The 11,545-nt window shown below is 66.8% G+C and carries 12 protein-coding genes; 9 read left to right on the top strand and 3 right to left on the bottom strand.

Annotated features, from left to right (window positions below; all coding sequences use genetic code 11):
• Nucleotides 1-34 precede the first annotated feature (34 nt).
• Complete coding sequence (locus LOC57_RS00335) at nucleotides 35-2,557, bottom strand: GH25 family lysozyme (RefSeq protein WP_229957472.1); 2,523 nt, start codon at nucleotides 2,555-2,557, stop codon at nucleotides 35-37.
• A gap of 231 nt (nucleotides 2,558-2,788) precedes the next feature.
• On the opposite strand from LOC57_RS00335, the gene LOC57_RS00330 reads away from it, so the two are divergent.
• A complete protein-coding gene (locus tag LOC57_RS00330; protein ID WP_229957470.1) occupies nucleotides 2,789-3,769 on the top strand; it encodes a D-alanyl-D-alanine carboxypeptidase family protein in 981 nt (326 codons plus the stop codon).
• Between the two features lie 3 nt (nucleotides 3,770-3,772).
• On the opposite strand, the gene LOC57_RS00325 is transcribed toward LOC57_RS00330, so the two are convergent.
• Entirely contained in the window at nucleotides 3,773-4,657 is an 885-nt protein-coding gene (locus tag LOC57_RS00325) for a glycosyltransferase family 2 protein (RefSeq protein ID WP_229957468.1), read from the bottom strand.
• Between the two features lie 181 nt (nucleotides 4,658-4,838).
• Here LOC57_RS00325 and LOC57_RS00320 point away from each other — a divergent pair, with 181 nt between their 5' ends.
• From LOC57_RS00320 to LOC57_RS00285, 8 genes are all read left to right on the top strand, one after another.
• Complete coding sequence (locus LOC57_RS00320) at nucleotides 4,839-6,068, top strand: hypothetical protein (protein ID WP_229957466.1); 1,230 nt, start codon at nucleotides 4,839-4,841, stop codon at nucleotides 6,066-6,068.
• Between the two features lie 147 nt (nucleotides 6,069-6,215).
• Nucleotides 6,216-7,445 (top strand): CpaF family protein, encoded by a 1,230-nt coding sequence (locus tag LOC57_RS00315; RefSeq protein ID WP_229957465.1) that lies wholly within the window; start codon nucleotides 6,216-6,218, stop codon nucleotides 7,443-7,445.
• Nucleotides 7,442-8,293, top strand: coding sequence for a type II secretion system F family protein (locus LOC57_RS00310; protein WP_227913755.1), 852 nt, complete (start codon nucleotides 7,442-7,444; stop codon nucleotides 8,291-8,293). Before LOC57_RS00315 ends, LOC57_RS00310 begins: the two co-directional genes overlap by 4 nt.
• Nucleotides 8,293-9,225, top strand: coding sequence for a type II secretion system F family protein (locus LOC57_RS00305; protein WP_229957463.1), 933 nt, complete (start codon nucleotides 8,293-8,295; stop codon nucleotides 9,223-9,225). Before LOC57_RS00310 ends, LOC57_RS00305 begins: the two co-directional genes overlap by 1 nt.
• Nucleotides 9,226-9,278: 53 nt before the next feature.
• A complete protein-coding gene (locus LOC57_RS00300) occupies nucleotides 9,279-9,548 on the top strand; it encodes a hypothetical protein (RefSeq protein ID WP_227913758.1) in 270 nt (89 codons plus the stop codon).
• Nucleotides 9,549-9,601: 53 nt separating this feature from the next.
• Entirely contained in the window at nucleotides 9,602-9,946 is a 345-nt protein-coding gene (locus LOC57_RS00295) for a TadE family protein (protein WP_331460617.1), read from the top strand.
• Nucleotides 9,930-10,379, top strand: coding sequence for a hypothetical protein (locus tag LOC57_RS00290; protein ID WP_229957461.1), 450 nt, complete (start codon nucleotides 9,930-9,932; stop codon nucleotides 10,377-10,379). Before LOC57_RS00295 ends, LOC57_RS00290 begins: the two co-directional genes overlap by 17 nt.
• Entirely contained in the window at nucleotides 10,376-10,831 is a 456-nt protein-coding gene (locus LOC57_RS00285) for a hypothetical protein (RefSeq protein ID WP_227913760.1), read from the top strand. The genes LOC57_RS00290 and LOC57_RS00285 overlap by 4 nt, the downstream gene beginning before the upstream one ends.
• A gap of 3 nt (nucleotides 10,832-10,834) precedes the next feature.
• Here LOC57_RS00285 and LOC57_RS00280 read toward each other — a convergent pair whose 3' ends face one another.
• A complete protein-coding gene (locus LOC57_RS00280) occupies nucleotides 10,835-11,350 on the bottom strand; it encodes a GtrA family protein (protein ID WP_227913761.1) in 516 nt (171 codons plus the stop codon).
• Nucleotides 11,351-11,545: the final 195 nt, after the last annotated feature.

Raw genomic sequence — 11,545 nt, 5'->3', positions numbered from 1 at the left:
CCCCGGCGCGGGAAACGGCGGAGGGGGGACTCACTCATTTCTTGATGGTGCCCTTCTCGAAGTCCTGTACGCAGATTCTGTCTGATGCGCAGACCTGGTCGGAGACCGGGTAGCCGTAGACGCCACCCTGGCCGCCCGCTGCCCACCATGCAGAGCGGATGGCGCCGGTGACCGCGCGGGTGCCGTTGGCCGGGGTGATGTAGTAGGTGCCGTTTTGGAAGTCCTGGAGGCAGCCGCCGTCCTTGAGCCCGCAGACCTGCTCGGAGATGGGGTAGCCCTGGGGGCCGCCCTGGCCGCCCGCTGCCCACCATGCAGAGCGGATGGTGCCGCTGACGGCGCGGGTGCCGTTGGCCGGGGTGATGTAGTAGGTGCCGTTTTGGAAGTCCTGGAGGCAGCCGCCGTCCTTGAGGCCGCAGACCTGGTCGGAGACGGGGTAGCCCTGGGGGCCGCCCTGGCCACCTGCTGCCCACCACGATTTCCTGATGGTGCCGGTGACGGCGCGGGTGCCGTTGGCCGGGGTGATGTAGTAGGTGCCGTTTTGGAAGTCCTGGAGGCAGCCGCCGTCCTTGAGGCCGCAGACCTGGTCGGAGACGGGGTAGCCCTGGGGGCCGCCCTGGCCACCTGCTGCCCACCACGATTTCCTGATGGTGCCGGTGACGGCGCGGGTGCCGTTGGCCGGGGTGATGTAGTAGGTGCCGTTTTGGAAGTCCTGGAGGCAGCCGCCGTCCTTGAGGCCGCAGACCTGGTCGGAGATGGGGTAGCCGTAGGAGCTGTTCTGGCCGCCCGCCGCCCACCACGCGGCACGGATGGCTCCGGTGACCGGGCGGGCGGCGGATACGGCACTGGCGTAGAAGGTGCCGTTTTGGAAGTCCTGGAGGCAGCCGCCGTCCTTCAGGCCGCAGACGAGGTCGGAGATGGGGTAGCCCTGGGGGCCGCCCTGGCCGCCTGCTGCCCACCAGACGGACCGGATGCTTCCACTGACGCCGTGGGTGCCGTTAGAAGGCGTGGCGTAGAACGTGCCGTGCTGGAAGTCCTGGAGGCACCCGCCGTCCTTGAGCCCGCAGACCTGCTCGGAGATGGGGTAGCCATAGGCACCGCCCTGGCCGCCGGTGGCCCACCAAGCTGACCTGATTGAGCCACTGACGGCGTGGGTGCCCGTGGACGGCGTGGAGTAGATGCTGCCGGATTGGAAGTCCTGGAGGCAACCGCCGGCCTGCAGCCCGCACACCAGCCTGGACAGGGGAATCCCGACGCCGCTGGCCCTGCGGACGTTCTCGTAGGAGGACGGGACCTCGTAACGGGTGGCAGCTTCGAGGCTGGCCTCATTGCCGTTCCACACGTTGGAATCGCCGACGTAGGGGCCGGCGCTGCTGTACTGCCAAATAGCGTAGGTGGACCAGCCGTTGGGCAGGGTGCCCGCGCCTACCGTGTTGTAGTTGGCGATGTGCAGCCGGTGATTGGCGAACTGGGCCGAGTTGCCGGTACAGGTGCGCCACCAGTCGGTGGTCGTGTAGATCAGCGGAAAGGTGCCGGTCCGGGCATAAACGGCGTCAGAGAAGGACGCAATCCAGGAAACCATTTGTCCGGCGGAAAGGTTGTAGCAGGTGTTGCCCATGGATGCGTAAGGGTTGTACTCGATATCCAGCAGCGGCGGCAGCGTTCCGGTGTTGGAAGCCCAATTGCCGCCGTGGTCCAGGAAATAGTTGGCCTGTGCTGCACCACTTTCCTGAAGGTTGGGAAGGGCGAAGTGATAAGCACCGCGGTACATTCCAACGTTTGCAGACCCGTTGTATTGCTGCCCGAAATACGGGTTCGTGTAAGACGTTCCTTCGGTTGCCTTGACGTACGCGAAACGTGCGCCCTGGTTCCACGCTGCGGCCCAGTCAACGTTTTCCTGATGGCTGCTTACATCGAGGCCTTGGAGTCCCTGCGGCCGCCAATCAGCGGCGGGGGAAACCCCAGCCGTATCAGAGGCGGTGAAAGCCGCCTCGATCCGGAGCGTGCCGGGGGCTTTTGCCGAGCGGGAGGCGGCGGGATCCACAGCTGCGGCAGGCCCGGCAATCGGGTTGGGCGTTACGGCTTCCGGAGCCGGCAGGGCCCCCGCATCGGCGGCTTCGCGCAACGCCGTCTCCTCGGGCGTGGGCACCTGGGGGTCTCCGGTGGTCAGCAGGCGTTCCAGGCCCTGCCCCATGCGGGCACCAAGCGGCCCAACCTCATCCAATAGATCCGTGTCCTCCGCGGGAGCCCCATCGGCTGGGACCGTGGGTGCGGAGGACGGTGAGGGAGTGCTCCCGGGGGTCTGTGCGGCATCGGCCGGGGCCTGGGCAGGTCCGTCGGCCGCGGACTCCGGCGGAGCTGACGGAACTGTTTCACCTTCGCGCACAGCCGGGTCCGCCGGCTCCGTTGTCTGGGCGGCGGGGGTATTGCCGGGAACGGCTTCCACAGCCTGCTCACCGGCCTGGTTTTGCGCCCAGCCGGCAGCCGGCTGTACTACGCTGAAACTAAGTGCGAGGGCCAGGGCCGCGCCGGCCATCCGGAAAACGTAACGGTTCTTCAAGAGTTTCTCCAGACAGTGCGCGGAACCAAATGCCAGCGAATTCGCTGTAAGACGAGCTAAAGCGTACCTGACGGTTTCGCAGGATCCGGGGCAGGCACGCCACGCTGGAAGTAACAGTTCGCCCGGCCACCAAGCCGGTAAAGGGTAGCGGGGAAAGTTGCCGGTGACACCTAACGAATAGGGTTCCTGCTGCCGATAATGCACTGAGGAACTGCGTTTAAAAGGAGGAACATGCGTCTGACACGAAGCTCGTTGGCGGTGGCCAATGCCGTGGTCCTCCTTGCTGCCTTCGCCGGTGTTTCCGGTGCGACCGCGGGCCAGGAGACGGCCATCGATTCCGCGCATGCTTCCTTTGGCGGTTCCTCCGGCGGCCTCGGTGCCCCCACCGGGCGGGAAACCTGCGGCCAGCGCGACAACGGCTGCATACGGACCTACCAGCACGGTGCCATTGTATGGACCCCGGCAACCGGCGCCATGCCGGTTTGGGGCGCCATCCGTGCGGCCTGGGAAGCAGAGGCTGCCGAGGAGGGGCCGCTGGGTTATCCCGTTGAGGCTCCGGTCTGCGGCGACGGCAGCTGCCGCCAGCACTTCCAACGTGGGCTGATCACCTGGTCCCCTTCCACCGGGGCAGCAGTGCAGCGCGATATTGACGACCCCGCCTCGGTGGGCGCGGTGGTCAACAAGCAGCGGCCGTTTGGGCCCGCGGACTATGCTCCGGCAGATCTGGTTCCGGCGGGCGGCAGCACACTGCGGGCAGAGGCGGCTGACGCTTTCAGCCGGATGCAGGCTGACGCGGCAGCAGCAGGTGTGGATCTGGCGCTGGTCAGCGCCTACCGCTCCTACTCCGCCCAGTCGGCTGTTTACGACTCTTATGTGGCCCGCTACGGCGTGGAGGCAGCGGACCGGATCTCTGCCCGTCCCGGCCACAGCGAGCACCAAAGCGGTTTGGCTGCCGACGTCGGCGCAGCCGACGGTTCCTGCCAGCTGCAGGCGTGTTTTGCACAAACCCCTGCCGGCCAGTGGGTCGAAGCGAATGCACACCGCTTCGGGTTTATTGTCCGCTACCCGGAGGGCGCCGAACCCGTGACCGGCTACGCGTACGAGCCGTGGCACCTTCGCTATGTCGGCGACTCCATGGCTGCCGGCCTGCGGGCCTCAGGAGCAGGGACCCTGGAAACCTATCTTGGATTGGCGCCCGCCCCGGGCTATTAGCAGTCAGGTCAGGACGTGCCGTCCCAGCACAACGGTGCCCTGAACTGTTGGCCTGCGCACGCTCCTTAACAGCACCAGCAGCGCGTGCAGCCGCGAGGTCCAGTGGAGGTCCGCTGCCAGTGCCGCCTTCTTCCAGCCCAGCCCCCGGAACCTGGCCGCCTCCTCACGGAAGAACCGCCTTTCCTCCGCAAACCTCCGTCCGTCTATGGCCCGTACGGACGAGTCTGAGCTGCTGTGCCGCCGGTACTGGAAGACGGGATCGCTGATCAGGAGCATGGAACCGCCGGCGGCCGCGATGTCCAGCAGGAGTGCGAGGTCCTGGACGACGTCGTACCCCGGCCGGAAGCCGAACCGCTGCATCTCTTCGGTCCGCCAGGCCAGGGACGGAAAGTAATGCCAGCCGGCATGCAGCAGGCTGGCGGCCATGTCCTCGCCGCCGATGGTCAACTCGGGCCGCGGCCGGGGTGAGGCAAGCCGCTTGACCATGTCGGTGATGGTCCGGCTCCGGGCACCGTATTCGTCAATGACCACCACTCCCGGCTGGACCACGGACGTATCCGGGTGGGCGGTAAGCGCGGTTGCCACGGCACTCAGATAGGACGGCAGCATCAGGTCGTCAGCGCCCATCATCACCACAATGGGTGCTTCCGCGAGAGCCAGCGCCTTGCGGTAGTTCCCGCTGGCACCAAGGTTCGCAGGGTTCTGGATGTAAGTTACCCGCGGATCGGCGAGTGCCGCGAACCAGCGGGCGGGTTCGTCGTCGGGATACGCATCGTCAAGGACCACCAGCCGCCAGTCAGGGTAGTCCTGGTCGAGTACGCTCTGCGCTGCCGCCTTCAGGAAGCCCACGTCGCCGTAGTAGGGCAGGAGCACATCGATTGTTTCCATTGCCGCTTTCCTTCCGTCGGGACAACGGGGACGAGGAAATACAGAGCGTGCAGCGCCGCCCCGGCTGTGGCGTTGAAACCCGTCCGGCGCGTAGTGTGGGCGGGATTTACTTCCTCCCGGCCCGCACATGGAGCAGGTTGATGCTATGGGACGGACCGGCAGCTAACAATAGGAGAACCGAGTGCCCGGCATCGATTCGCGACAGGCCACCGGCGTGGGTGCGGTGTCGGTGTTCGCGGCGTTGTCCGGGTTCCTGATCCTGGTGGTGGCAGCGCGGAGCCTCACTGCCTCGGCCAATGCAGATTTCCTCGCTTTCTGGGGAGCACTCTTTGCCGTGTACGGGATCCTGAACGGAATCGCGGCCGAGTCCACTCGGGCGGTGGGCCGCAGCCTGCTCGCTCCGGCGGGTACGCCGAGGGGCGGGTCCATCACGGCAAGTGCGCTGATCACAGGCACGGTGCTGGCCGTAGCCGTGGCGGCGGTGACCGTGCCGTTCAGCATCGGCGGCTCGGGCCAGCAGTGGACCATCGTGGGCATCCTCCTGGCCACAAGCCTCGTGTTCGCCGTTCATGCTGCGTTGTCGGGCGCGCTGCAGGCGATGGACCAGTGGCATCCCTATTCCAAGCTGGTGCTGCTGGAAGCCGGGCTGCGCCTGGCTGCTGTCACAGGGGCTGCCGGCCTGGGGCTGGGCCTGCAGGGCCTGGAAGCTGCCTGCCTGGCTGCGCTGCTGGCGTGGCCTGCGCTGGTCCTGTTCTCGCCTGCCGCCCGCGCCGGGCTGCGCGCCCACGGTGATGTCCGGCTGGGACTACTGCTGCGCGGTACGGCCCAGGCGTGTGTATCCGCTGCCGCCTCGGCCGCCCTGGTGGTGTCCTATCCGCTGCTGGTGAAGGTCACGACGCCGCCGGAGGACTTCGCCACTGCAGCCCCGGTGCTGTTGGCCATTTCCCTGACGCGGGCACCCATCATGCTGCCCCTGGTGGCTTTCCAGGGGCTGGCAATCAATGCGGTGCTGCGGGCCGAAGACGGCAAAGGCTGGAAAGCACTGTCCCGGCCAATCCTGGCAGTGCTTGCCCTGGGCGGCGCCGGCGCCGTGCTGGCCTGGTGGGCGGGACCGTGGCTGATGACCTTCTTCGGCGACGACTACCGGATCCAGGGATGGGTCCTGGCGGCGCTGACCGTGGCAACGGCGGGAATTGCCGTGCTGACCCTGTCGGGTATGGCGCTGCTGGCCACCGGACGCCACCGGGCCTACACGGCCGGCTGGCTGACCGCATCCGTCCTTGCCTTCCTGATCCTGCTCCTGCCGTTTTCCACCGAGGTGCGCTGCGTACTGAGCCTGCTGATCGGCCCGCTGGCCGGCGTCGCGATCCATTTCCGCGCACTGACCAAGGTGCGGAAGCCGGCCCTCTGAGCGTCACGGCGGAGCTTATCCACAGGGTCCGTCCGTACCCTCGCGCCTGTGTGCGCGCAGCCTTAGTGTGTCGCCCGTGGCCCCGGTGAGGGGCCGGGCACAGTAAACCGGGCCGCCGGCCCGGTCAGCGGGGGGCGGGGGAGAAGCATGGACGCCATGCGGATCGTCGAGGACGAGGTGCGCGAGCTCATCCGCGTGCGCGGCCTGGATCCGCAGGAACAGGTCAATGAAGTACGGCGTTTGGTGGACGCGGCCGTGTCGGACTACGACGAACGTTCCCTGCTTGGATCGCTGCCCCCGCTGGGCCGGCTGGACAGCGTCCGGCAGCAGGTGTTTGATTCGGTGGCTGGCTTCGGCGTGCTGCAGCCGCTGCTCGATGACCCGGGCGTGGAAGAAATCTGGATCAACTCGCCCGCGGAAATCTACCTGGCCCGGGACGGCCGGTCCGAACTGACCTCACTGTCGCTTACACCCGAGCAGGTGCGGCTGCTGGTGGAGCGCATGCTGAAGTCCTCCGGGCGCCGCCTGGACCTTTCCTCGCCTTTCGTGGACGCCGCCCTGCCGGACGGCTCCCGCCTGCACGTGGCCATTCCGGATGTCACCAGGCGCCACTGGGCAGTGAACATCCGCAAATTCGTGGCCCGGGCGCGGCGTCTGGAGCATCTGGTGGAGCTTGGCACATTGTCCGCGCCGGCGGCCCGCTTCCTCGGCGCCGCCGTCGGCGCCGGACTGAACATCCTCGTCTCCGGGGCCACGCAGGCCGGCAAAACCACCATGCTCAACTGTCTCGGTGCCTCCATCGGGCCAAGGGAACGGATAGTGACGGTGGAGGAGATCTTCGAGCTGCAGCTGCCGCTGCGCGACGTAGTGGGCCTGCAGTGCCGGCAGGCAAACCTGGAAGGCGAGGGCGAGATTCCGCTGCGCCGGCTGGTGAAAGAGGCACTTCGCATGCGTCCGGACCGCCTGATCGTGGGGGAAGTCCGGGAAGCGGAGAGCCTGGACATGCTGATTGCGTTGAATGCCGGCCTCCCCGGCATGTGCACCATCCACGCCAACAGTGCCCGGGACGCCGTTACCAAGCTATGCACGCTTCCCCTTCTGGCCGGCAGCAATATTTCCAGCGCCTTCGTGGTTCCCACGGTTGCCGCCTGCATCGACCTGGTGGTCCACTGCGCACGGACACCGTCGGGACGTCGGGAAGTCACGGAAGTGGTTGCGCTGGGCCGCCGGGTGGAAAACGGGGTCATCGAAACGTCGTCGGTATTCTCCCGCACCGGCGGCGGGCAACTGGCCGCGACCGCGTCGTCCATGCCGGCTGCGGAGAAGTTCGCCCAAGCAGGGATCGATGTGGCCGCATTACTGGAGGCCCGGGCATGAGCGCTGCTGCCGGGCTGTGCCTCGGGCTGGGGCTGCTGCTTTTGTGGCAGTCCTGCTGGAACCGTGGACCGGCTCCAGCGCGGCGCCGAACCGCGCGCGTTGAGGAACTCCTGCGCCAGGCAGGTATTGAACGGGTCAGTGCGGCAGGGCTGCTGGCCACCTGCGCGGGCACGGGAGCGCTGGTGCTGGCCGGGTTCTTCATCGTTACCCTGTCCCTGCCGATTGCCGCCTGTTTCGGTCTCTTTGGGGCCGGGCTGCCTTACACACTGGTACGGATGCAGGCCCGGCGCAGGCGGGCTTCGCTGGCCGAGCTGTGGCCCGACGTCGTTGACCACCTCCGCTCGGCGATCCGGGCCGGGTTGCCGCTTCCGGAGGCACTCATCCAGTTGGCGGACAACGGGCCCGGCGAATTGCGCGGCTACTTCCGTGCCTTCGCGGCCGATTACCGCTCCGCAGGGGATTTCGAGGATGCGCTGAACCGGCTGAAGGACGCGCTGGCTGATCCGGTGGCAGACCGTATTGTCGAGGCCCTGCGGATCACCCGTCAGGTGGGCGGCACGGATCTGGGACGGTTGCTCGGTACCCTGGCCGGTTTCCTGCGGGAGAACGCCCGCACGCGGAGCGAGCTGCTGGCGCGGCAGTCGTGGACGGTCAACGCGGCCCGTCTGGCAGTGGCGGCGCCGTGGGCCGTGCTGCTGCTGCTGGCCGCCCGGCCGGAAACAGCGGCCGCCTACAACACCGGTGCCGGGGCTGCGGTGTTGGCGGCGGGTATGGCGGTCTCGATCCTTTGCTACCGGCTGATGCTGCGGATCGGCGCCCTGCCTGAAGATGTAAGGGTGCTGCGGTGATGCCCGCCGGCCCCTTGGCCGTACTTGCCGGTGTCCTCCTGGGGTTCGGACTCCTGCTGCTGGCCGCCAGGCTGCCGGCGGCGCGGGGCACCTCCTTTGCCGAGCGGGTGGAACCGCACCTGCGCTCAGTCACGCCGGCCTCCCGCTTGCTGTCGCAGGGGGACATCACCCCTTTCGGCACCCTGGAACGTATTCTGCGGCCGGTGCTGCGGGACACGGTCCGGCGCCTGAACCGGCTTTCCCCGGCCAACGGCCCCCTGGCCGTGCGTCTGGAACAGGCCGGCGGCCAAAAGTCGGTCCTGGACTTCCGGGCGGAACAGGTTCTGTGGGCCGGGGCAGGGTTGCTGGCCGGAGGGACGGCCGGTGTGCTGCTGGCGGGGAGCGGGCGTATCGGAGCGTTTTCCGTGGTGGCGGGCACGGCAGCGTGTGCCGCTGCCGGTTTCCTGCTGCGTGATTACGTGCTGACTCAGCGGATCAAACTCCGCAATGCCCGGATCCTGGCGGAGTTTCCGAGCCTGGCCGAAATGATGGCGCTCGCAGTGGGCGCGGGGGAGAGTGCGGTTGGTGCACTTGAACGGGTCTCTGCTGCGGCCCGGGGCGAACTGGCCGGGGAGTTCCGCAAAGTCCTCGCCCAAACCAGGTCTGGGATCCCCCTCACCGAAGCGCTGCAGGACTTTTCGAACCGGATCCGGCTGGCGCCGCTGAGCCGGTTCGCGGACGGCGTGAGCGTGGCGGTGGACCGGGGCACCCCGCTAGCCGACGTTATGCGTGCCCAGGCCCAGGATGTGCGGGACGCAGCCAAGCGCGAACTGATGGAAACGGCCGGCAAAAAAGAGATCGGCATGATGGCGCCGGTGATTTTCGGCATTCTTCCCCTGACCATCCTGTTTGCCGTGTTCCCCGGGCTCGCGCTGCTGCGCCTGGGGCTATAGGCAGCTGGTGAGGGAAGTACAAGAGGCAGACGGATTCGAGCAAAGGACTCAACATGGCACAACGCCAGAGCAGGCACCGGGACAGCACGCGCGAACCGGTGGAAGCGTGGAAGACGGTAGTAGCCGTTGCGGCGGGATGGTGGTACCGGTTGGTGCAGCAGTTCAAGGCGGCCGCTGCTCCCGCCGACCGGGAGCGCGGAGACGTACCGGGCTGGGTGATGATCACATTGATGTCCGCCATCCTGGTCGCCGGACTCCTCGTGGTAGTCCAGCCTGCCCTGGAACGGCTCTTCGACTCCGCCATGGAACAGGTGCAGCCATAGCCCGGCAGGCAGCCCGGGAAGCGACGTCCGGAGCGCGGGAGCAGGGTTCTGCCGTGGTGGACTTCGTGATGGTGGGGGCGCTGGTAAGCCTCATGTTCATGGCGGTCATCCAGCTGGCACTGGTACTGCACGTGCGCAACACCCTTATCGACGCAGCTGCCAGCGGGGCGCGCTACGGCGCCCTCGCGGACCGTTCCCCGGCCGATGGGGCAGAACGGACATCCGGGCTGATTGAAGGTGCCCTGGGCGGGGAGTATGCCGCGGACGTGAGAAGCAGCGAGACGGTGGTGGACGGTGTTCGGATGCTGGAAATCACGGTGCGGGCACCCCTGCCGGTGATCGGGTTGATCGGTCCGCAGGACGGGATAGAGGTCTCCGGCCATGCGCCTTCACGCTGACCGCGGGCCGGCGCCTGCGCCAACGCCGGCGGACACCGAAGCCGGCAGCGCCGTCGTTGAATTCATCTTCCTCGGCCTGCTCCTGATGGTTCCGGTGGTCTATTTGGTGATGGCCGCGGGGCAGGTCCAAGCCGCTTCCTTTGCCGCCGTCGGCGCGGCGGACGCCGCCGCGAAGGTGTATGCCTCAGCGCCCGGGACCTCAGCGGCAGAGCAGCGTGCCGGGGATGCTGCCGAACTGGCACTGGGCGACTTCGGCCTGCCGGCGGAAGCGATGCGGATGGAGATCAGCTGCCCGGCCCAGTGCCTGCAGCCCGGCTCGACAGTCACCGTCCGTGTGCAGGTGGATGTTCCGATGCCCGGGCTGCCCTGGCCCGGCGCCTCGGCAGTGACCGTGGACTCCGAATCCACCCAGGTCGTGGAGCGCTTCGGATGAAGCATGCCGCCCGCCGGGGGAGCGGAGACGAGCTGGGGCAGGTAGGAGTACTGATCATCGGGTATGCCCTGCTCACCCTGCTGACCGTCACAGTGGTGATGGCAGCGTCCTCCGTGTATATCGGACAGAAGAAGCTGCTCTCCGCCGCCGACGGAGCAGCTGTAGCGGCAGCGGACACCTTCTCGCTGGGGGAACCTTCGGCCGGAGCAGGGCCTGCAACGGTGCTGGATCCCGATGCCGTACGCGCCGCGGCCCGCAGCTACCTGACCGACACACGGGCGCACGAACGGCTCCCCGGCCTGGCCGTAGAGGAGGAAACCGGCACTGCGGACGGCCGGACCGCACACGTGGTTCTGACCGCACGGGTGCATCCGCCGGTCGTGAATTTCCTGGTGCCGGAAGGAATTACCGTCACAGCGGTCAGTGAGGCGCGGGCCCGCCTGCTGCAGTAGCTGTCAGGCCCGCCGTCCAGCGTCGTCGTGGTGGCCGTAGCCGCCCTCATAGGGGGCGGCTTCAACGGAAAGGATGTCAGCGACCAGGGGCCTCCGGTCAGGGGAGGCGGCAGGGAAAATCCAATACTTGTAAATAAAGTAGTTCCAGACCATGGTGGCGACGGTCGAAACCACCTTTCCGGTCGAATAGCCTAGGCCGGCCCCGGCGAACCAATTCACAATAATGTCCGTCGCCGCAACGTTGAGCGCAACTAAGAGCAAGTACTTCAGAAGGCTCATAAGCGGCTTGTGCGTGGAGCGGAAGGTGAAACTCCGCTGCATTAGGAAGTTGAAAACCAGGCTGACGATAAATGCGATGGGCGTTGCGACCCACAGATCAAGGTTGCCCACCTCGTGCAACAGAACCAGCAGGCCGAGATCGATAATGAAGGAAAATCCGCCCACGGCAAGAAACTTGACTGTTCGATGACGCAGGATCCTAAGGGACAGATGCTGCTCATTTCTTGGTGCCTGCGGCATCGTATCCTTCAAATAGCCTGAACGTTGTATTCTCCTGCGGCCGCCCGGGAACAGCGGCAGCCTTCCAAACATAGCCGCAACATCAACAGTTGTGGAACCGCGGTTCCATGCGCCCTGCCGCTACACTTGACAAAGCATAGCCCCGGCTGAGGCCGGCCGAGCAATTTTTACTCCCGACCCTACATCCAGGAACAC

The sequence above is a fragment of the Arthrobacter sp. zg-Y750 genome (genome assembly GCF_020907365.1).
Classification (GTDB): domain Bacteria; phylum Actinomycetota; class Actinomycetes; order Actinomycetales; family Micrococcaceae; genus Arthrobacter_B.
This window is presented reverse-complemented; position numbering and strand designations above follow the sequence as displayed.

Excerpts from the sequence above, each read along its gene's own strand:
- LOC57_RS00290 (WP_229957461.1), top strand. The coding sequence starts at position 9,930 with ATGCGCCTTCACGCTGACCGCGGGCCGGCGCCTGCGCCAACGCCGGCG.
- LOC57_RS00325 (WP_229957468.1), bottom strand. The coding sequence starts at position 4,657 with ATGGAAACAATCGATGTGCTCCTGCCCTACTACGGCGACGTGGGCTTC.
- LOC57_RS00305 (WP_229957463.1), top strand. The coding sequence starts at position 8,293 with ATGCCCGCCGGCCCCTTGGCCGTACTTGCCGGTGTCCTCCTGGGGTTC.
- LOC57_RS00310 (WP_227913755.1), top strand. The coding sequence starts at position 7,442 with ATGAGCGCTGCTGCCGGGCTGTGCCTCGGGCTGGGGCTGCTGCTTTTG.
- LOC57_RS00315 (WP_229957465.1), top strand. The coding sequence starts at position 6,216 with ATGGACGCCATGCGGATCGTCGAGGACGAGGTGCGCGAGCTCATCCGC.
- LOC57_RS00280 (WP_227913761.1), bottom strand. The coding sequence starts at position 11,350 with ATGCCGCAGGCACCAAGAAATGAGCAGCATCTGTCCCTTAGGATCCTG.
- LOC57_RS00330 (WP_229957470.1), top strand. The coding sequence starts at position 2,789 with ATGCGTCTGACACGAAGCTCGTTGGCGGTGGCCAATGCCGTGGTCCTC.
- LOC57_RS00300 (WP_227913758.1), top strand. The coding sequence starts at position 9,279 with ATGGCACAACGCCAGAGCAGGCACCGGGACAGCACGCGCGAACCGGTG.
- LOC57_RS00285 (WP_227913760.1), top strand. The coding sequence starts at position 10,376 with ATGAAGCATGCCGCCCGCCGGGGGAGCGGAGACGAGCTGGGGCAGGTA.